Origin of the sequence: Desulforegula conservatrix Mb1Pa, from assembly GCF_000426225.1 — a bacterium.
In the GTDB taxonomy this organism is placed as follows: Bacteria; Desulfobacterota; Desulfobacteria; order Desulfobacterales; family Desulforegulaceae; genus Desulforegula; species Desulforegula conservatrix.
The window spans coordinates 1-20483 of the sequence record NZ_AUEY01000002.1; the positions used below are offsets into that span (position 1 = coordinate 1).

Annotated in this window: 20 protein-coding genes and 1 tRNA gene; 14 read left to right on the plus strand and 7 right to left on the minus strand. The window is 41.5% G+C overall.

Features of this window, described 5'->3' with window-relative positions; genetic code table 11:
* From K245_RS22490 to K245_RS0101030, 5 genes are all read left to right on the plus strand, one after another.
* On the plus strand, positions 1 to 267 hold a 267-nt coding region (locus K245_RS22490), incomplete at its 5' end, for a transposase (protein WP_027359489.1).
* 313 nt (positions 268 to 580) lie between these two features.
* Positions 581 to 1255, plus strand: a complete 675-nt coding sequence (locus tag K245_RS0101015) for a YkgJ family cysteine cluster protein (RefSeq protein ID WP_027357817.1) — start codon at positions 581 to 583, stop codon at positions 1253 to 1255.
* A 3-nt stretch (positions 1256 to 1258) separates the two neighbouring features.
* Complete coding sequence (locus K245_RS0101020; RefSeq protein WP_027357818.1) at positions 1259 to 1639, plus strand: hypothetical protein; 381 nt, start codon at positions 1259 to 1261, stop codon at positions 1637 to 1639.
* A gap of 2 nt (positions 1640 to 1641) precedes the next feature.
* Entirely contained in the window at positions 1642 to 2451 is an 810-nt protein-coding gene (locus K245_RS0101025) for a 50S ribosomal protein L11 methyltransferase (protein ID WP_027357819.1), read from the plus strand.
* An 8-nt stretch (positions 2452 to 2459) separates the two neighbouring features.
* Positions 2460 to 3269: a sugar phosphate isomerase/epimerase family protein gene (locus K245_RS0101030; protein WP_084156082.1), complete on the plus strand. Its 810-nt coding sequence runs from the start codon at positions 2460 to 2462 to the stop codon at positions 3267 to 3269.
* Between the two features lie 88 nt (positions 3270 to 3357).
* On the opposite strand, the gene K245_RS22495 is transcribed toward K245_RS0101030, so the two are convergent.
* Positions 3358 to 4683 carry a YcaO-like family protein gene (locus K245_RS22495; protein WP_198013792.1) on the minus strand — a complete coding sequence of 442 codons (1326 nt, stop codon included), beginning with the start codon at positions 4681 to 4683 and terminating at the stop codon, positions 3358 to 3360.
* Between the two features lie 364 nt (positions 4684 to 5047).
* Positions 5048 to 5746: a TIGR04282 family arsenosugar biosynthesis glycosyltransferase gene (locus K245_RS0101040; RefSeq protein WP_027357821.1), complete on the minus strand. Its 699-nt coding sequence runs from the start codon at positions 5744 to 5746 to the stop codon at positions 5048 to 5050.
* A gap of 484 nt (positions 5747 to 6230) precedes the next feature.
* On the opposite strand from K245_RS0101040, the gene K245_RS0101055 reads away from it, so the two are divergent.
* Positions 6231 to 6914: a YkgJ family cysteine cluster protein gene (locus tag K245_RS0101055; protein WP_027357822.1), complete on the plus strand. Its 684-nt coding sequence runs from the start codon at positions 6231 to 6233 to the stop codon at positions 6912 to 6914.
* Positions 6915 to 7043: 129 nt separating this feature from the next.
* Here K245_RS0101055 and K245_RS0101060 read toward each other — a convergent pair whose 3' ends face one another.
* From K245_RS0101060 to K245_RS0101070, 3 genes are all read right to left on the minus strand, one after another.
* A complete protein-coding gene (locus K245_RS0101060) occupies positions 7044 to 7400 on the minus strand; it encodes a ComEA family DNA-binding protein (RefSeq protein ID WP_027357823.1) in 357 nt (118 codons plus the stop codon).
* A gap of 113 nt (positions 7401 to 7513) precedes the next feature.
* Positions 7514 to 8434: an MBL fold metallo-hydrolase gene (locus K245_RS0101065; RefSeq protein WP_027357824.1), complete on the minus strand. Its 921-nt coding sequence runs from the start codon at positions 8432 to 8434 to the stop codon at positions 7514 to 7516.
* A gap of 69 nt (positions 8435 to 8503) precedes the next feature.
* Positions 8504 to 9118 (minus strand): DUF2231 domain-containing protein, encoded by a 615-nt coding sequence (locus K245_RS0101070; protein ID WP_027357825.1) that lies wholly within the window; start codon positions 9116 to 9118, stop codon positions 8504 to 8506.
* Between the two features lie 220 nt (positions 9119 to 9338).
* Between K245_RS0101070 and K245_RS0101075 the strand changes: the two genes are divergently transcribed.
* From K245_RS0101075 to K245_RS0101090, 4 genes are all read left to right on the plus strand, one after another.
* Positions 9339 to 10070, plus strand: coding sequence for a hypothetical protein (locus K245_RS0101075; protein WP_156906667.1), 732 nt, complete (start codon positions 9339 to 9341; stop codon positions 10068 to 10070).
* Positions 10071 to 10257: 187 nt separating this feature from the next.
* On the plus strand, positions 10258 to 11145 hold the full coding sequence (locus tag K245_RS0101080) for a TIGR01777 family oxidoreductase (protein ID WP_027357827.1): 888 nt from the start codon (positions 10258 to 10260) through the stop codon (positions 11143 to 11145).
* A 126-nt stretch (positions 11146 to 11271) separates the two neighbouring features.
* Complete coding sequence (locus tag K245_RS0101085; RefSeq protein ID WP_027357828.1) at positions 11272 to 12516, plus strand: HD domain-containing phosphohydrolase; 1245 nt, start codon at positions 11272 to 11274, stop codon at positions 12514 to 12516.
* A gap of 152 nt (positions 12517 to 12668) precedes the next feature.
* A complete protein-coding gene (locus tag K245_RS0101090; RefSeq protein WP_027357829.1) occupies positions 12669 to 13538 on the plus strand; it encodes a S1 family peptidase in 870 nt (289 codons plus the stop codon).
* Positions 13539 to 13547: 9 nt separating this feature from the next.
* Here K245_RS0101090 and K245_RS0101095 read toward each other — a convergent pair whose 3' ends face one another.
* Positions 13548 to 14024 carry a GNAT family N-acetyltransferase gene (locus K245_RS0101095; RefSeq protein ID WP_198013793.1) on the minus strand — a complete coding sequence of 159 codons (477 nt, stop codon included), beginning with the start codon at positions 14022 to 14024 and terminating at the stop codon, positions 13548 to 13550.
* 93 nt (positions 14025 to 14117) lie between these two features.
* Positions 14118 to 14194, minus strand: a tRNA-Pro gene (locus K245_RS0101100).
* A gap of 353 nt (positions 14195 to 14547) precedes the next feature.
* On the opposite strand from K245_RS0101100, the gene tig reads away from it, so the two are divergent.
* The 4 genes from tig to lon all read left to right on the plus strand — a co-directional run bounded on the left by tig (position 14548) and on the right by lon (position 20454).
* Positions 14548 to 15852 carry a trigger factor gene (gene tig / locus K245_RS0101105; protein WP_027357831.1) on the plus strand — a complete coding sequence of 435 codons (1305 nt, stop codon included), beginning with the start codon at positions 14548 to 14550 and terminating at the stop codon, positions 15850 to 15852.
* A gap of 72 nt (positions 15853 to 15924) precedes the next feature.
* Positions 15925 to 16542 (plus strand): ATP-dependent Clp endopeptidase proteolytic subunit ClpP, encoded by a 618-nt coding sequence (clpP, locus tag K245_RS0101110; RefSeq protein WP_027357832.1) that lies wholly within the window; start codon positions 15925 to 15927, stop codon positions 16540 to 16542.
* Position 16543: 1 nt separating this feature from the next.
* Positions 16544 to 17788: an ATP-dependent Clp protease ATP-binding subunit ClpX gene (gene clpX, locus K245_RS0101115; RefSeq protein WP_027357833.1), complete on the plus strand. Its 1245-nt coding sequence runs from the start codon at positions 16544 to 16546 to the stop codon at positions 17786 to 17788.
* A 257-nt stretch (positions 17789 to 18045) separates the two neighbouring features.
* Positions 18046 to 20454 (plus strand): endopeptidase La, encoded by a 2409-nt coding sequence (gene lon / locus K245_RS22500; protein WP_051283741.1) that lies wholly within the window; start codon positions 18046 to 18048, stop codon positions 20452 to 20454.
* The last annotated feature ends 29 nt before the right edge of the window (positions 20455 to 20483 follow it).

Here is a 20483-nt window from a genome sequence, read left to right on the forward strand (position 1 = left end):
CCCCATGTTACTGGAGGTGGTAAAGCAGCTGTAGAGCATCCATCCTTCAAATGGGTCAATATAATACTTGGTAACTTAAAAAATGCGCTCAAAGGTACTTATCATGCAATTAATCGCAAGCATGTTCCGCGGTACCTGGCAGAATTTCAGTACAGATTCAATCGCCGATATGATCTGCCGTCCATGATTCACAGACTGATTTATGTTGCTCTTAGGACTCCACCCATGCCATCAACCATGCTTTCTATGGCTGAAGCAGAGTGGTAATCAGATTTCTTTTTAGATGCTCTGGATTCGTGGATGAAGTGGAATGAGGAAAATAGAGATCTTTACGGATTTCTCATTTTTTGATTAGCCTAAAAACTCAATTCTTAATTTCTATTTTGGATTTGTACCTTAGTATGGTATGTGTTTTAAGCCTTCGATTACCCTGGCAACAGTCTTTTTTTAAGAAGAAAGTTCTGGAATAATAAGGCTTTGGCTCCAGAGAGAAACACTTCAAACGGATTCTTCTCAGATAACCAAGAAGTGTTTCACGTGAAACATTTTGATTTAACCAAGCAATACTATAGGTTTTAAAATGAAGCTGCCTCTTGATAAATACTTCAAAAAATATGAAGGCCTTGTGAAACTGGTTGATGAAGCCTTTGATAAAGTGAAGTCAGAATATGGCGACTGTGTAAAATGCGCTAGCGGGTGTTCGGACTGCTGTTTTGCAATCTTTGACCTGACGCTCATAGAAGCAATGTATGTTAATTATCATTTTAATCAGAAATATACTGGTGGAACAATCCGGCATGACATGATTGAGAGGGCGAACAGAGCAGACAGAAAACTCCATAAGCTGAAGAAAAAAGCTCATGCTGAAACAGTGGAGGGCAGAGATGAACTCTCCATTATTGGAGACATGTCAATGGAGCGAGTCCGGTGTCCGCTGCTAAGCATGGAAGACAAATGTGATCTGTATGAGTTCAGGCCAATCGCATGCAGAGTCTACGGCATTCCAACATCCGCAATGGGTGTAAGCCACACCTGTGGTAAAACATCATTCGAACAGGGCAAAAAATATCCTGCGCTGAACATGGACATGGTCTACAAAAAGCTATACGAATTCTCGGCAGATTTTATTTCGGAATTGCCAACAACATACACAAGAATGAGCGATATGTTAGTGCCAGTATCCATGGCGATTCTCACTGAGTACAATGATGAATACCTTGGAATTATAAATGATGACGAGACTGGAGATAAGTAGACTATGGCAAAAGGCGGAAGTCATATAGAGTTTTCCAAAGAGGAAATCGCCGACAAAAAGAAGGCCATTTTTGAAAGTATGGGTAAAAGAGCCCAGGACAGAGTATTAAAAAAAGGATATGATGTTTGGGATCCCTTTGAAGAACCAAAGGATCCAATCGATATAAGAACAGATGTTTCAGAAAGAACAAGCCAGCAGCTCATAAGAGAATTTTTACAGGGTTTGAGCCATGAAGACTACAGCACTTCTTTTGCCAGTGGAGCATGGGATCTCTGTATTGGCATTGTAAACAAAAATGAAAAATTCCTCGGTATGTACGAATTTGCTGTCTGGTATAACAATCTTCTCATCAGGGAAGGTCTTAAAGACAAAAATAAGGGGTGATTTTGTTTATCCCCTTGATAAAACAGACCATTGAAAAATCACTGGTAGAAAAACCAGAGGGTATTGTAATTGCAAAACTGATCTCAGAAATCAGAAAAGCATGTCCAAGTATTGACAGACAATCAATCAAAGAAGCGATCCGGACTCTTCTTGACGACGGATCGCTCATGTATGTAAATAGACTCGGACAGACAATGATAAGCACAAATGTCAACCGCCCTGTCAAAATATCAGAAAGAATATGGATTGCCCCTCCGAACACAAGCCTTCACGATATCTCGAGCGGGAGCGTGCTTATAAAAATTAGCCCGGGAATAGCATTTGGCAATGGTATTCATCCGACCACCAAAATGTGCCTGAAAGCTATGGATTTTATATTTATGTCAGGCGCGAAGATAAAATCAATGCTTGATATTGGCACAGGTACAGGAATCCTTGCAATTGCGGCATCACTTTTAGGCGCAGAAAAATGCATCGGGACAGATATAGACGCCTGTGCAAGGTCAGAGGCAAGAGCAAATATTATTTCCAACTCTATTTCAAAACAAAAAATTGACATAATAGATACAGAAATAGGGTTACTCGCCCTCCAGCCTGACCTTGTAACTGCAAACCTTAGGTATCCGACGTTGATATCAATGTCGGATTTAATTGCATCGGCAGTAAACAAGGAAGGATATGCAATACTTTCAGGCATGCGCCCGGAAGAAAAAGAATTTGTTTGCAAAAAATACTGTAAAAAATTTGAGTTATTGCAGGAATATAGTGAATCAGGATGGAATGCACTTCTACTCAAAACAAACACGATGTGACAGGTTAAATGATGCAGCTGACAATTGAAAAAACCCAGGTCAACCTTCCGTTCAGGATGTTCATGGAAGGCAAATATGATGAATTCATAAAAAAATACCGTATCAATCCAGAGATAGGGCTTGATGCTGTAGCATTAGATCAGTATACAGCGGAAGACTATAAAGCTGCATCCCATTTTTTTTCTGATTTGGGTAGCAGGATTACAATTCATGGGCCATTCATGGATCTTTCAGCAGGATCCCAGGATCCAGCCATAAGGGACATAACAAAAATAAGATTTGCCCAGCTTATAGAAGCAGCAAAAATTCTAAAACCGGTTCATATAGTATGCCATCCTGGCTATGAATCGAGGCGCTATTCCCAATTTCGGGAATCCTGGGTTGAGAAGAGCCTGGAAATATGGACCTGGTTGGCTGAAAAACTGGGAGAGTCAGAATGCAGGCTCATGCTTGAAAATGTATATGAAGATGGCCCAGAAGATATCAAGATTTTTTTTGAAAGGCTCGAAAAATTTAATGTGGGCTTTTGTCTTGATACAGGGCATCATTTTGCATTTGGAAAGGCAAGCCTCGAAACATGGATAAAAGAACTGGGGGGATATATCGGCCATATACACCTGCATGATAATTGCGGAGACTCGGACGGCCATATGCCTCCTGGCCAGGGCAGAATTGATTTTAGCCATTTACTCAAATATCTCGATGAAAAAAGGAACTGCCTCCCAATAATTACATTTGAACCGCATGAAGAAAAAGACTACTGGCCCTCCCTTGAATATCTGAAAAAATTTTTCCACAAACAAGAAATAAAAACTTAATTTCCGGCAGAGTTATTATTGTCATGACTGATAAGAATTATCAGCCATGTCTGTAAAAGCGAGGATGGAAAAAAGGCAAAGATACAAACTATCCAGAGACAGTTCTTAAATAATTTGCCGCCATCCTTGGCGAGATCCTCGAGTAAACATCAAAATCACTCATTATTTCAAGTCCCGGTATAATGGCCTTAACAACAGGGAAATCCGTATCTTTTCTCGAAATATCCACATAGACCGGCGCGTAGCCGTTCGAAACAAGTGTCTGTTCAAGTATGTAAAGATCCTGATAAGGATTTTCTGTCGTATAATCCGGCAAATCTTCAAGAAGAAGGGTTTGAAGATTTTCAAAATGACTTCCTGAAGGTGGGCCATAGGGAAAAGGATATGGGGTCTCCATGAGCGCTGAAAGAAGCGCTTTTTTTGCGCTCAAACCAGCGCCGGTTCCTTTCAGTATTCTTCCTGAACTGTCAACAACGAAGCACCTGTAGCAGGGTATGCCAATTTCATTTGAAATATCCTGGAACTGTATTTGAATTCCGCGGTTAGCATACGCAGAAAATAACTGAGACAGCTCCTGATCATTAGTTGAAATTTTAAAGCAATGAGATCTGTCAAAAACAGAAATGGCATCACAGTCCCTTTCTATGCATTCTATAAGAGCCGCTGTCTTGGCCATGGCCATATCTGTATGAGCAGCAAGGCCGGTGGAACCGAGACCTGAAAAAAGATCTATCTCGTCGAGATTGGAAAATAAATAAACCATTTGAACCGGGACAAATATTTCATGCAAGCCGTCCGCACCTATCTGTTCGCCCAATGTCCACCAGAGAGGCTCGTCATTGTAAGGAATTTCAAGCTTAATACAAGAGGGATCGAGGGCGTTGTTTGATATTTCAGAAAAGCGAGAATAAACAAGGGGACGTTCATTTTTGCATTCTGTGATCAAACACGATTCAACAGAAGCATAAGAACAGTATCTTTCAAGAACCTCCATTACGCATGAGGCCCTAGCATCATCGAGATAGAGTCCTTTGCCATAAGCCGTGTGAATCCCTGAAAGCAAAAAATTATTTCTGCCGGAATCGATGGATCGGTGAAGTTTCCATTTGCGCAGCAGAGCAATTGGGCTTAGGGAAGAGACATGACGCATTTCAGATTCAAAGAAAACCCCTGCATTTTCCAGTTTGTCAAAAGCAAGCTTGGCTGCTCCAACAGCAGAGATAATTCTCTTTGGATAGTCATGCTCTATATGAAAGGAATCAGAATGAATTGCCCCAATATGCAAAGAGCCTGATGAACATTGATGGCAGGAAAGGTTAATGCTGCTCCGCAGCATAAGAATATCATTGTCTGCTAATTTCTTTAATGGATTGTGATGAACAATATTATCACGAAGTATGGGAATCAGTTTCAAGTCAATTTCTCTGTCCTGTAGGTATGCGGATCGAAGATTGATGAGAGGTGAATTAATGACAGCCGCATCAAAATCAAAAAACAGGGAAAGATCTTTTAATTCTGGATTTAATAAGCACGACTCCAGAAAAACGGATTGGACCGGAAAACTCCAATCAGAACGAGATTCTAATAAAGAGATCCATTCCGCAAGTGGCAATGAGCATATACAATTAAGTGCATGCCCATGCAGAAAAGTATCCATCGGTCTTACTGAAAGTAAATCTAACATGTCGTTCAAAGTCATGCGGTCTGCTGGTACACAAGTAAAATAACCTGTTACAGCCTCTGTGCTATCAAGCCTCATCTCAAAAGAAATCGTTCTGTTACATACCATCAGGGAAATAATCCTTCTCACTTAAAATCCTATTGAGTCTTGGACTCAGTGATCTGTTTTCGTTAAGGAAATTTTTATAAAACTGGAGATCAGACAAATCATCAAGGTCTCTTAAGGGCATAATCGTGTCATGCGTTAGTCCTCTATTTTTAATTTTCGATACAGTCTCGGAAAAAACAGAAGGAGAGCTCCAGGCTATCCCGGTAAAAAAAGATTCACATAATGATTCCTTATTCAATCCTATCAAATAATACCCACCATCCTCGGCAGGGCCAAGCACGGCATCATGGCTGGAAAGAGCGCTGAAAGCAGAATCAATATGATCTAAGGATATTGCAGGAATATCCGAACCAAAGCAGGCAATTTGATCAAAACCAAGGCTGATTTGCTCCATAAATGAATTAAACATTCGCCCCCCAAGATCTGAACCCTTCTGGGGTAAAACATTATCAACAGATAAGGAGTATTCGGCAGAAAAAGAAGTGGCTGCCTCCGGAGGATAAATATAAAAACAACAGGAAAATAATTTCTGAAAAGCAAATTTGTCAATCAGATCCGAAAGCATGGCTTGATAAATCAGACAGGATTGTTCATGACCCAAGGAACTGGACAATCTTGTCTTTACTTTGCCAGGCTCGGGGTATTTAGCAAAGATAATAATGGTTTTTGAGGGGTGAGACTTTATCATGGCATGAAATAATTTTATAAACCTGACATGGCCGCAAAATTACGGGTTTGTCATTCCGGCGAATGTCGGACTTAATCCGGCATCTTTATATTTTCAAATACTTCCGGATTCAGGACTGCGCCGGAATGACGGAAATCGGACTTTTTATGAGTTTGTCAAAATTCACATTCGCTATTTTGATCTGTGAATGTGGCTATAAGCGTAACCTTAAAAAGAATATTTCAGTTAATATCTTGGGCCAAGCCTTAATTAATAAAAAGTTCAACGTCAAATAAAATCTATAGGCGTAAGAACAAACCTTGAATTATTGGAGCAGACTTTAATAAAAAACAGCCAATGCCAGAAAATACAGATAAAAGCTCTGGCATGAAATTCTATAAATATGAACTGAAAATGATCATGATATCGGTTATGTTTTGACCTATCATTTTATGAGTGATATTGATTTCGATCGTTTTAATGATACGTATTTATGAGGTTCTATATGAAAGCAATACAGATTCCAGGGTTAGGCGAAATTTCATCATGCATCAAGTGCGGAGCCTGCTGCCGCCTGAGCTCACCAGATCTTTTTCATTCTGACAGTCATTTAATTGAAAGGGGAAATATCCCTATTAAATATTTATTTACGATGCGCGAAGGTGAACCTTATAAAAATCCTAAAACGAGGAAGCTTGATCACCTGAAATCAGACATAATCAAAATAAAGCCCCGGGATGAAGAAATACCTTCATGCCTCTTCCATGATGAAGAGACACAGGAATGTGGCATTTATCAATCAAGGCCATCTGTATGCCGAGCATTCAAATGCTGGGACAAAAGGCAAATTGATCCGGTGAAGACATCTCCCTTTCTTACAAGAAAAGATCTGCTAGGAGAAACAGGGATGTGGGATCTTATTCAGGAGCATCAGAAAAGATGCGATTACAGAAAAATGAAAGACTATGCGGAAATCATACTTGCTGAAGAAAATCAGGAAATGGGAAGAGAAATTGTCTCTATGCTCTCCTATGACAGATCAGTGAGGGATACCGCAATTGAAAAAGGTAAAATGGATAAAGACCTTATGGATTTTTTGTTTGGCAGACAGATGATTGTTTCACTTCCGTTATTCAAGCTGAAATTAGAAACAGGAAGCATGGGAAAGCAGATATTAACTCGTTTGTGAATAAATCAGCAGTATTCCTCGGATTCTATTTATGAAAAGATTATTCATAACAACGATAAATAATGGATTAATCGAAGAAATTCACACCAAATCAATACCTGCCCCATATAAAGGGGCAGGCAAAATCAATCAGTTTTTCGGGGCCTTTTCAGGAGCAGCGGGTACACTTTTCTGAACAGCGGCCGGAGGCGCAGTTCCTTCAGCAGGCTTGACCTGGGCATCGTCTGATACAACAATAGTATCTTTATTTGTCTCAAGTATTTTTGGCCCGACTCCCTGCACAAGCGTTATATCCTCGGGTTTTTTGAAAGGCCCATTCTTGTCTCTATAATCAATTATCTTCTGGGCAATTTTGGGACCGACCCCTTTAAGCTGCTCAAGTTCCTGAACAGTAGCCTTGTTAATATTGATTTTGTTCATGGCAAAAAGAGGGGATGCAAAAAGGAAAAAACCGATGGCGAGAACAAGCAAAAGTCTTTTGAACATAAAAACCTCCTTTAAGTTGATTTAATAGCAAAAAGCCTCGCAAGAACAAATAAAACAGGAATAAACCATTAAATCAAGATAAATATCACAATGACTCAGTTTTTAATATTTATTTACGTTAAAAAACGACTTAAATCTGTAGAAACAAAAGACAGGACTGATCGTAACCTTGCCTCAAGATTCAGCAGGTACGCCGGCTCCGGCTGCTTTGGCTGAGGAAGCACATCATATTCAAGTGATTTGATAATATTCATGCAAATATTGATATCGTTATTGTGTGCTGATAGAATTCCGGAAACAAAATCAATGAATTTCATACACCCGGGAACCAGATCAACGAGATACTGTTCGCATTTAGCGTCTTTAAACGAGTTGTAATGACCCGGACATAAAATTTCTGCGCCAGAATTGCATATTTTGTTCAATGAGTGAATATAAGCTGCGCAACCTGAAAGAAAATCATAAAATATATAGCCGCTGTCATGAACGATTCCGCCACAATCCCCAGTAAAAATTGTTTTTTGTTCATTAAGATAAAAACAGAGTGAGTCCCTCGTATGCCCCGGAGTCTCAATAACTGAAATATTCAGTGAATTTCCAATGTTTAATACATCACCCTCAGAAAGGATTGTATCTATCTGAAAAGGCTGGAAAGGGGAGGAGGAGAGATGAGTCTCTGAAAAAAATATACTTTCTGCAAAGAGATTTAAACCGGCAATGTGATCCAGGGATTTTTGCTTAGACATAATTTGACAGGCGAGGCCGGAAGCTCCGATTTTCATTTCAGGAAAAAGATTCTTGAAATATCCGACTGCTCCAACATGATCAAAATGCGTATGGGTTATTAAACACCAGGAGAGCTTCCTTTTTCCGAGAATTCGATGGACAGCCCCTGCATATAATTCAGATGTGAATGAATAGCCTGCATCAACAAGAACAGGTGAAGGTGCATCAACAAGAAAAACAGGAGTTGCAAAATCGCCTATTTGGTAAAGGCCAGGAGATATTTCTTCAATCAGATCGTCTAAAATCATAGGCCCGCTTCAAATTCTATCTGAAAAAATAACATTTCAGGCCCTGCTTAAGGGCCTGAAAACAGATTACTAATCTTTGAAAACCAGTTTTCCGCCCATAAATCCCGCTAAACCGGCTGAGCCGAGAATAAGGGCATTAAGGACGAGATAGAGCCAGGATGAACCAGCGGTTTCGTCAACCGCCCTCCAGATCACAGCAATGAAAACAGACGATGTGAGCACAGCAGCACAAATCATTTTGATCTTAAAAACCTTGGTCATTGTTCCTGAATATTTCTCTTTCCAGTCAACAAATCCTGTAAAGGCAACCACTGGCATGGCAAAAAGAACGAAAACAAGATTCAGGAACGCGGCCTTTTCCAGTGCAGAAATTCCGCCGGAAATAACGGACAGAAATACAAAAATAAACGAAACAGGTACTACTCCGTTTGGAATATGAACGGATATTGGGTGAAGATGATGTTGCCGAATAATTTTTTTGGATAAGCCAAAAATCTTATGCTTAAAATCAGATGGTTCACTCTGTTTGTCCGAAGAAACCGGTTCAGAATGTTCTTCTGACTGCTCGGCGGAATCCTCGACCAGTTCAAAAAGTTTCTTGTCAGCTCCGCATACAGGGCATATTTCAGGTGGCTCTTCAGCTGTTAATGTATAACCGCAAACACTGCACATCCATTTTTTCATTTTAGTCCTCCTTTAAATCTATCTGTGAATGATCAGCTAATGGAGAAATCTATAAAATACCCTAATAATCAAAATAACAATATTTCTCAATCCCCCATTTGCCTGATTCCTGTCAATCAAAAATAAAATATCTTCATGCAAAAGCCTCTAAAAGTTTGAAATTAGCTCAAGTTATGCTATTGATAAATAAACAAATTTATTATCATGAGGCTTTTATCCTGTGCCAAATCGATCTGCTGTCCTTAGTATGGTTGTATCAGCTTTGACCACCATCTTCGTTTTTTTTGTACTTATCATGGGAGTTCTTCTCTGCTCCCTGCAATCGTGGGAGTTTTCCATTGATGGAAGCCATCTTAAAATTGCAAAAGAAATCAACATATCAATGGACTATCAGCTGCCTGTTACAGCCCAGCTGGATACAGAGTTCAAAGTACCGTTTCAAAAGGAAATAAATTTCTCTCTGCCGATCCAGGCTGAACTGGATGTACCAATAAGGGATATTTTTAATGTTAAAGTTGACAAGCCAATAAAGCTTGACGTCGACAACAAGTTCCCCATTGAGGAGACAGTCCAGATAAAGGGGCAAATGCCTTTGGAAACAACAGTCGATACGGAAATAATGGGCATTCCTACAAGAGTCCCGATCAAGGGGATGATTCCTCTGGATTTTTCTTTGCCACTTAAGCATAATGTAAGAATAAAGGATCAATTCGATCTTAAAGTCATCAGCAATATTCCATCCGAAATCAGGCAGAACATAAAAGTACCGCTTGAGCTTGTGGCAAAAGGTAATTTTGCTCTGAATGAAGAAATACCTGTTCCTATAAAAGGCGCGCTTAAAACCAGACTGGGAGTTTCAGGCTCTCTTCCTTGCCTGATAGAATTTGACATGCATTTTGATCCTTTAAAGGGATTTGTGGTTGATCAGAATATAACAGTAAGACAATCATGATGACTCACAAAAAGTCTTATTTCAGTCATTCCGGCGCAGGCCGGAATCCAAAAACATCTGAAAATACAAGGATGCCGGATCAAGCCAGGCATGATACCGACGCCTTTTTTGACTTTTTGCGAATCCTACAATCATAAGACCAAATGATCTAAAACAGCCCCGCACAACCTATTAAGAGGCATATGATATGAAAATAGCCGTCACAGGAGCTGCCGGATTCGTCGGAAGGAATCTTTCAGCCCACCTTATAGAACAGGGTCATATTGTCACAGGTATTGATATCTCAACCAGACAGCCATCAGTCAATAATAGTGTGTATAGATATATACAAGCGGATACTAAATTGCCGGGCTCCTGGCAGGAAGCAATCAACGAAGCAGATGTAACCGTAAATCTTGCAGGAAAAAACATCTTTGGAATATGGACTCCCGGATACAAGAAGGAAGTTTATGAATCAAGGGTGATGACAACAAAAAATGTTGCTGATGCAGTTAAAGCAGGCTCAACGCTCATCAACGCTTCGGCCTCGGGTTTTTATGGAAACAGAGCAGACGCCATTCTTACAGAGGATGAAGAGTGCGGAGATGATTTTCTGGCTGGCGTTTGCAGAGACTGGGAAAAAGAAGCAAATAAAGCCGAAGGGAAAAATGCAAGGATAGTAATTCTAAGATTTGGCATTATAATAGGAAGAAAAGAAGGCGCTTTAAAGAGCATGCTACCGGCATACAGATTCGGACTTGGGGGTGCGTTGGGCTCTGGCAAACAGTGGTTCCCATGGATTCACAAAGATGACCTGGTTGATGTCATTGCATTTGCAATATCAAATAATTTTTCAGGAATCTTTAATACGTGTTCTCCAGGACTGATAACCCAGGGACAATTTTCTAAAAGCCTTGCAAAAGCCGTTGGAATGCCGGAGTTTTTTCCTGTACCAAGAGTATTGCTGGTGGCTTTTCTTGGCGATTTCGGAAAAGCTATAACAGCCAGTCAGAGAGCCGTACCCCAAAAGCTGATTGATTTGGGGTTTGAGTTCAAATATAATGATATAGATAATGCATTGTCAGATTCACTGTAATTTAAATTATATGTATTTCGTCTTGTCAGCTTTCTCTTCTTTGTCTGTAATCTGATGGAATAATGAGAATGCTTTCTACAGATATTACAGAAAAATAAATCACTTTTCATGCCGAGGGAGGTTACCATGCTTACGGAAAAAGAAAAACTGGATGCCCTCACATCAATAGGCCAGGAACTGAGTCAGGTTCAGGACCTTGATATTCTCATGGAACATATTCTCAGAGAAGCCCGGCTTTTTTCAAATGCCGATGCCGGTTCCATATACATAAAGAACAGAAACAGGCTGGATTTCAAGTATACCCAAAATGATACCATGCAGAACAGACTCACGCCGGGTGAAAAGCTCATATACAATATCTTTTCAATACCGATTGACTGCGGGAGCATAGCAGGTTATGCGGCGCTTACGGGTGAAATACTGAATATCCCGGATGCCTATGAAATACTTGAAAGCAGCCCTTTCAAATTCAGCCGAGGTTTTGACGAAGCCTCAAAATACAGAACAAAATCAATTCTTACAATCCCGCTCAAAACCCTTAAAGGTGAAGTGATGGGTATTCTTCAAATTATTAACGCCACAGGCAAGAATGGAGAAACCCAGGCATTTTCTGAAGAAGACGAAAAATTTATGGCGCATTTTGCAGGTATAGCTACCCTGGCCCTTGACAGAGCCCGCCTCACAAGATCCATTCTTCTCAGAATGATCCAGATGGCCGAAATGAGAGACCCCAAGGAAACAGGAGCCCATGTTAACAGAGTCGGCGGATATGCGGTGGAAATATTCGAGGCATGGGCAAAAAGAAGGGATATGGGCGAAAAGGAAATGAACAAAAACAGGGATATGCTAAGAATGGCGGCAATGCTTCATGACGTGGGCAAGGTTGCAATTTCTGATATCATTCTGAAAAAGCCCGGCAAGTTCAATGATGATGAATATGAAATAATGAAAATGCATACCCTTTATGGAGCAAGACTCTTCACGGAAAACCAGTCTGATTTTGAGGAAGCGGCAATGCAGGTTGCCCTGAACCATCATGAAAGATGGGACGGAAGAGGTTATCCTGGTCATATAGACATCAACAGCGGCGAGCCCAAGGATGGTTTCAAAGATACAGGCGGCAAAGCCATTGGAAAAAAAGGGGAAGAAATCCCTTTGTTCGGAAGAATAGTTGCCCTGGCTGATGTTTACGATGCCCTCAGCTCCAAAAGGGTTTACAAGGAGCCGTGGGAAGAAAATCAGGTTCTTGATGTCATAACAAAAGAGTCAGGAAATCAGTTCGAGCCGGAGCTGGTTGAAATTTTTCTTGAAAAATATAATGTTATAAAATCCATCAGGGAAAGATACAGTGACGAAGATGAGGCCCATTGATCCCGGCGTCCTTTACATGGATTATCTAAAAAATGATCCCGGACAAGGTCGCAAAAAAGTCCGATTCCTGCACAGGCCGGAATCCAGAACTATCTGAAAATACGAAGATACATGATCAAGACCGTTTCTGACTTTTTGCGAGCCCATGAAAAATGACATTAGCTGAAATATATCCGGCAATAAAAAAAAGCATCGTGGCTTTTGTTCCAAAATATCTCCCTTCCATGGAAAAAGAAAACGGATACCGTTTCCCACCAATTCTGGGCACAGGATTTGCCATACGCGAGGACGGGCTTGTAGCCACAAATCATCATGTGGTGGATTCATTTGCAGATGCCTGGCGCCCACCGGGCCTTGACCCTGACGAATGGGGTATTGACGCAATGCTCCTGTATCCCGCTGAAAAAGGAATTATTGATATCCGTATACCGGTTATTGGTGTAATAAATATTGGTTCACACGTCAGATCCTATGGCCCTAAAGCACCAGATCTTTCTTTTGTAAGGGTTCTGGCAAATGATTTGACTCCAATAAAAATTTCCGAGACCAGAAGGATAACCGAAGGTCTCGATATCGGCACAGCCGGTTACCCTCTCGGGCGAAGAGCCCTGGATGGCCCATGGGGACTCCACCAGGTAACACCTACTCTTCAGAAGGGAATTATAAGCGCGGTTCTTCCATATCCTTCAGAAAAGCCGTACTCTTTTTCTGTAAATATAATGTCAAATTCAGGAGGAAGCGGTTCTCCCGTTTTTTTTGAAGATTCGGGGGAGTTGGCGGGAATTCTTTTCTCTGTATTAAATGATGTGGGCTACACAAAAAAAAATGATGAATACCTCATACCCACAACCATAAGCTATGCAGTCCCGTTTCATTATATTCTGTCGGCCCTTTCAAGGGTCGGAAATATAAAATATCCGGAAGGGAAAGAAATTCGTTCAATCACAAAAATTGTATGTGAAAGCTCTCCTGGCAGTGTTTACAGAGAAGGCGTCTGTTATCATGACTATTCTGACAAATAAAAAGAGGCTTTATTCAGGAATTTCGAATCTCTGCCTTGTAACACGTCCCCAGTATGAATCCATAAAAACATCTTCTTCGAAACAATTTTCTGTGAGGCCGTAAAGAACACTTCTCCAGAAAGAAACAGCATAATCAGCGCCCTCTATCTGCTTGATTTCCCAATAACCAGGAAATTTTTTCAATATTAATTCAGCAAATAAAGTACCGATTCCGTGTCTTCTGAAAAAAGGAACCACAAAAAATTCACAGATTTCGTATTTATGAGAAGCGTGCATTTTTATAGCAGCAAGGGAAGCCGGAGTGTTATCCACAAAGCCGATGAAACCCAGCACATTTCCGCCGATATGGGTGTCAACGTCAAACACCCCTTCATGATCAGGCTTTTTTTTGGTTATGGAGGAAAACTCGCATTCATAGCATTGAATAAGATTATTGTAGATATGAAGATTGGAACTGTCGAGGAGGCTTAACTTTATATGCTGCATATTCAGTATATTACGATATTTTTTATTAAAAGATAAACTCCGGATAAAAAAATAGCCATTCCGAATTAACGGAATGGCCATGTTTTTTTAAAGTGGTCGGGGCAGCAGGATTCGAACCTGCGACATCTTGGTCCCAAACCAAGCGCGCTACCAGGCTGCGCTACGCCCCGACATTTGATCAGCGTACTACCATGCCTTTTTTTTAAATGCAAGAGATCAATTCATTTTTTTTAATTTTTTTTCTATTTTTTTTCATACCTTTTCTTTTTTTGCATTGAGAACCTCACATTGTCCTATGATTTTCAAGCGTTTACAGATATTTCGACCGGAATTTTGCTTGACACCCTCTGTTATTGATATTACTTTTGTCCATTGCGCGAGAGGATGGAATATTCTGAAAAAATAAACGCCTTGCGTGGAAGACCTGATTATTGGGGCTAATAATAAAAGATTTTGAATAAGGGTAATTGAGTCTTTAAGGCAGCAACCAACAGGCTGCTTTATCATTCAGGAAAGGATTGTCATGCAGTTTACTGTTGAAGATGTAAGTTCTGTTAAAAAGGTTTTACACATTGATATCCCGGAAGCCGTGGTAATGGCTGAAGTCGATGCCGCTTATAACAACCTCAAGAAAACAACAAAAATCAAAGGTTTCCGTCCTGGCAAGGCTCCAAGAAATATTCTTGAGAAGATGTTCAGCAAGGATATCAATAATGAAGTATCCGGCCGTCTGATCCAGGACAATGTTTTTCAGGCAGTCAAAGAAGGTCAGCTCAAAATAGTGGGGCCGCCAATGGTCCACCCTGTTGAGTTCGAAGGCAAGGGCAATTTCAAGTTTGACGCAACTGTTGAAATCAGGCCTGAAATAGCCGCCATAGATACTTCACAGATCAAAATCAACAAGACCAAATATGCCTATTCAGAAGGCGAAGTTGATGCTCAGATAGAAATGCTCAGAAAGGGCCTTTCGAAAAAAGTGCCGGCAACAGAAGGAACGGAAATAGCTGAAGGCGGTTATGCCCTTGTTTCATATGAGGGCTTCAAGGACGGTGTTTCTTTTGAAAAGACTCCAAAGGTTGAAAACCAGCTTTACAGAGTCGGCTCTGCAATGATGTCAAAAATGTTTGACGATGAACTCATTGGTCTTAAAAAAGGATCTGAAAAGACTTTTACTGTTTCATACCCTGCAGAATATGTGAACAAGCAGTTTGCAGGCAATGACATTGAATTCAGGCTTTCTGTGAATGACGTTATGCAGGAAGAACTGCCTGAGCTTAATGATGATTTTGCAAAGAACTTCGGATCTTTTGAAACCCTTGAAGATATCAAGAATGAAATAAGATCAAATCTTCAGCAAGGTTATGACAAACGTATTGAGCAGGAAATGAACGAGCAGATTTTTGCTTATCTTCTTGAGCGCTCCGATTTTGAAGTTCCTGATTCAATGATCAGCTTCGAACTAGACGCAATGATAGATGAAGCTGAAAGGGCCTGCCTTGCCAATAATATCACCCTTGAGCAGATAGGCCAGACCAAGGAAGCTCTCAGGGAAGAATTCAGGGATACGGCAGAAAAGCAGGTTCGCAGACATCTTGCTCTCAGCTCCATCATTGAGAATGAAAAAATGACCCTCAGCGATGAAGAGCTTGAAGCTGGATATGAAAGCCTGTCAAAGGAGTTCAACCGTCCGGTTGAAATGATCAGGGAATTCTACAAGAACAATCCTGATAAAATAGGTTTCTTCAAGCACACGCTTCTTGAAAAGAAAATAATGCGTCTGCTTGTTGAAAAAAGTGAAATAATTGAAGTAGAACCTTCAGAAGCATAATTTTTTTACACCAAGGCTCTCTGACCGGTGTCGGAGAGCCTGACAGATAGAAAAGGTTCATAAGGAGTTAACGTGCCTCTAATTCCAATGGTAGTAGAACAGAGCAGCAGAGGTGAAAGAGCCTATGATATTTATTCAAGGCTCCTGAAAGACAGAATCATTTTTCTTGGTTCTCCGATAAATGATGATGTCGCTAACCTGATAGTTGCCCAGCTTTTGTTTCTTGAGTCAGAAGATCCTGACAAGGAAATAAATTTTTACATAAACTCTCCGGGCGGCGTTGTAACGTCAGGCATGGCAATCTACGACACCATGCAATATATTAAACCGGATGTTGTTACCGTGTGCATTGGACAGGCTGCAAGCATGGGCGCAGTTCTTCTTGCGTGCGGAGCAGCAGGTAAAAGATATGCCCTGCCACACGCGAGAATTATGATTCACCAGCCATTGGGAGGCGCCCAGGGGCAGGCTTCTGACATAGAAATTCAGGCAAAAGAAATTCTTCGAATGAAAGAGGTTCTCAACGGAATCCTTTCAATGCACACAGGAAAGAATTTCGACATGATCAGCAGAGATACTGATCGCGATTTTTTCATGAGCGGCGCTGAGGCAAGGGACTATGGTATTATTGACCATGTTGTTGCAAACAGGGCCGATCTCGCCAAAATAGTGGGAGCTACGGAGGCGTAAAATGAGTAAAAAAGACGACACGAATGACAAGCTTTTCTGTTCCTTTTGCGGAAAAAATCAGAAGGAAGTAAAAAAGCTCATAGCAGGGCCTGCCGTATATATTTGTGATGAATGTATCCAGCTCTGCAGTGAGATAATAGAGGAAGAAGATTCCAAGTCATATGAAAGCCCCAAAAGGGTCATGACGCCGAAGGAAATCAAGACCGCGCTGGATGAGTACGTGATTGAGCAGGATTTTGCCAAAAAGGCTCTTGCCGTTGCAGTCCGTAATCACTACAAGCGCCTTGAGTCATCCGTGTCTTCAAATGAAGTGGAAATACAGAAGAGTAATATTCTTCTGATCGGTCCGACAGGAAGTGGTAAAACGCTGCTTGCCCAGACCCTTGCAAGATTCCTTGAGGTTCCTTTCACAATTGCGGACGCCACATCTCTGACCGAGGCCGGATACGTTGGTGAGGATGTTGAGAACATAATTCTTTCTCTTCTCCAGAACGCTGACTATGATGTGGAAAAAGCCCAGCGCGGAATCGTCTATATAGATGAAATAGACAAGATTGCCATGAGGGGCGACAATCCGTCGATCACAAGGGATGTGTCAGGCGAGGGTGTTCAGCAGGCACTTCTGAAAATAATCGAAGGTACCATGGCAAGCGTTCCTCCGAAAGGCGGGCGTAAGCATCCCCAGCAGGATTTCGTCAAAGTTGACACCACCAACATTCTTTTCATAGTTGGTGGGACTTTTAATGGCCTCGAAAAAATTGTATCCAAAAGAATGGGCCAGAAAGCCATGGGCTTCGGGGCAAAGATCACATCCCAAGAGCCTGCTAAGAGAACTGATATTCTTAATGATATAAAGGTAGAAGACCTTGTTAAATATGGAATGATACCTGAATTTCTTGGCAGACTGCCTGTTGTAACAATGCTTGATGAGCTAACCGAAGAGTCTTTAATCAAGATTCTGACAGAACCTAAAAATGCTCTTATCAAGCAGTTCCAGAAGCTTTTTGAGATAGAAGGTGTCAAGCTCAGATTTACAGACGGCGCTCTCAAAGCCATAGCCAAAGAAGCCGTTCAAAGAAAATCAGGAGCTCGAGGGCTTAGGGCAATAATTGAATCATCGATGCTCGATATAATGTATGAAATTCCTTCCCTGCCTGATGTAAAAGAATGCATTATCGGGGAAGAAGTGATTCTTAAAAAAGAAGCTCCTATTCTGATATATGAACAAAGTCAGAAGCATGCCTGACAAGTATTTTTTGCATGTATATCCATGCATATTTGCATAAAATATGCTGCCGAGAGAACTGTGACTACAGAATTTGATTAAAAAGATGCGGGCTTGCCTTGAATAAGGTAAACCCGCATTTTATTTGGAATGCTAAAACCAGGGTTTATAGCCCTTTTTTATAAAAACGATTCAAGACTTCAGTATCAAAAGATGAATGCGTCTTGAAAAAGACGCTTTCTTGGATTGTGCTGCTTTCGTAATAAACAAGGTGGACGATGATAAACCTTTCAAAATTATTCAAAAACGACCCAGACAGCCCGGAAAGACTGATCCTGCCGACTCTGCCGCTACGTGATATGGTTGTTTTTCCGCATATGGTGGCTCCTCTTTTTGCCGGAAGAAAAAAATCAATAAACGCTCTGACAGAGGCAATGAACAGGGATAGAAACATCTTTCTTGTTTCCCAGTTGAATCCTGCAGTTGAAGAGCCTGAAGAAAAAGACATTAACGCAATAGGAACCATAGGAAAGGTTCTTCAGATACTCAAACTTCCTGATGGCAATGTTAAAGCACTTATTGAAGGGCATGTCAGGGCCAGGATTACAGAATTTACAAAGCATGAAGATTTTTTCGAGACATCAGTGGAAGTGATGACAGAAAAAATGGTTGCCCCGGCAGACGGAGAAGCTCTTTCCAGGGCTATACTGGAAAGCTTCAGGGAATATGCTGAAATCAATAAGAAAATACCCAAGGAAGCAACCCTTGCCATAGGTTCCATTGAAGATCCGGGCAGACTTGTGGATGTGGTGGCCGCCCAGCTTCCATTCAGAAATCCCGAAAAACAGCGTATTCTTGAAGAAATGGAGGTTGAGGCTCGTCTCAATCATGTCCTTGAACTGATAAACACAGAAATTGAGATATTCAGGGTCGATCAGAAAATCAAGGGTCGTGTCAAGACCCAGATGGAAAACGTTCAGAAAAAATACTATCTTAACGAGCAGATGCGGGCCATAAAGCGCGAGATGGGGGAAGAGGAAACCGACAGGGACGAGCTCGGCGAACTTGAAAAGCGCATAAAGAAAAAAAAGATGTCCAAGGAGGGCGCAACAAAGGCAAAACATGAATTCGACAAGCTCAGGCAGATGTCGCCCATGTCTGCCGAAGCCGCCATTTCCAGAAATTATATAGACTGGCTTCTTTCACTGCCCTGGTACGACAAATCAAAAATCACCCATGACCTGGATGCGGCCGAGGCTATTTTGAACGAAGATCATTATGGCCTGCAAAAACCCAAGGAAAGGATTGTTGAGTATCTCGCGGTACAGGCGCTTGTCGAAAAAATAAGAGGCCCCATTCTATGTTTTGTCGGGCCTCCTGGCGTAGGAAAAACATCGCTCGCAAAATCTGTGGCAAGGGCAACGGGGCGCAAATACATTAGAATATCGCTCGGCGGAGTTAAGGATGAGGCCGAAATCAGGGGGCACAGAAGAACCTATGTGGGAGCTCTTCCAGGCAAAATCATACAATCCCTTAAAAAAGTCGGGGTAAACAACCCTGTGGTCTGTCTTGACGAGGTTGACAAGATGACCATGGATTTCCGGGGAGATCCGTCTTCGGCCCTTCTAGAGGTTCTTGATCCGGAACAGAACAGCGCATTCAACGACCATTACCTGGACGTTGATTATGATCTTTCTGATATCATGTTCATAACAACGGCAAATACGCTCCCTGACATCCCTCTTCCTCTCCAGGACAGGATGGAAATCATAAGGATTGCCGGATATACGGAGCACGAAAAATATGAAATAGCCGTTCGACATCTTATTCCGAAGCAGATAGAAGCCAATGGCCTTGACAAGGATTATGTCCAGTTTACGGCACCTGCGGTATACAAAATAATAAGAGAGTTTACGCGCGAAGCCGGAGTCAGGAATATGGAGCGAGAGATTGCTTCCATATGCAGAAAAATAGCCAGGGAGCAGGCAAAAGACAGAGACAATAAAAAGAAATTCGAAATAAAATCGAGTCTGATCACAAAATATCTGGGCCAGCAGAAATTCAGGATCGGCTATGCTGAAAGTACGGATCAAATCGGGATAGTTACAGGAATGGCATGGACCCAGACAGGAGGAGAGCTTCTGTGCGTCGAGGCCGTTGCCATTCCCGGCAAGGGAGAACTCATCGTAACCGGAAAACTTGGCGACGTGATGAAAGAATCTGCAAGGGCTGCTGTGAGCTATGTCCGGTCAAGGTGCGAGGCCCTTAATATAGATCCTGATTTTTATAAATCCCTTGATCTTCACATACATATTCCTGAAGGAGCAATTCCCAAAGATGGGCCATCAGCGGGGATTGCAATGTGCACGTCAATAGTGTCCGTTCTCACAAGATGCCCTGTGGACAGAACTGTGGCAATGACCGGAGAGATTACTCTCAGGGGCCGGGTCCTTCCCATTGGAGGATTGAGGGACAAGATTCTGGCTGCCCACAGAGGCGGAATTAAAAAAATACTGGTTCCAAAGGAGAATGAACGAGACCTTGCCGAACTACCTCCGGCAGTTGCCAAACAGCTTGAAATAAAGCTTGTGGATCACATGGATGAAGTTCTTGCTGCTTCTCTGCTCACAAAATCTGTTCGCATAAGCAGCTCCATATACGAAGAAAAAAATATAAATTTAACATAGGCTATTTTTTATCTTGACATATGAAGCGC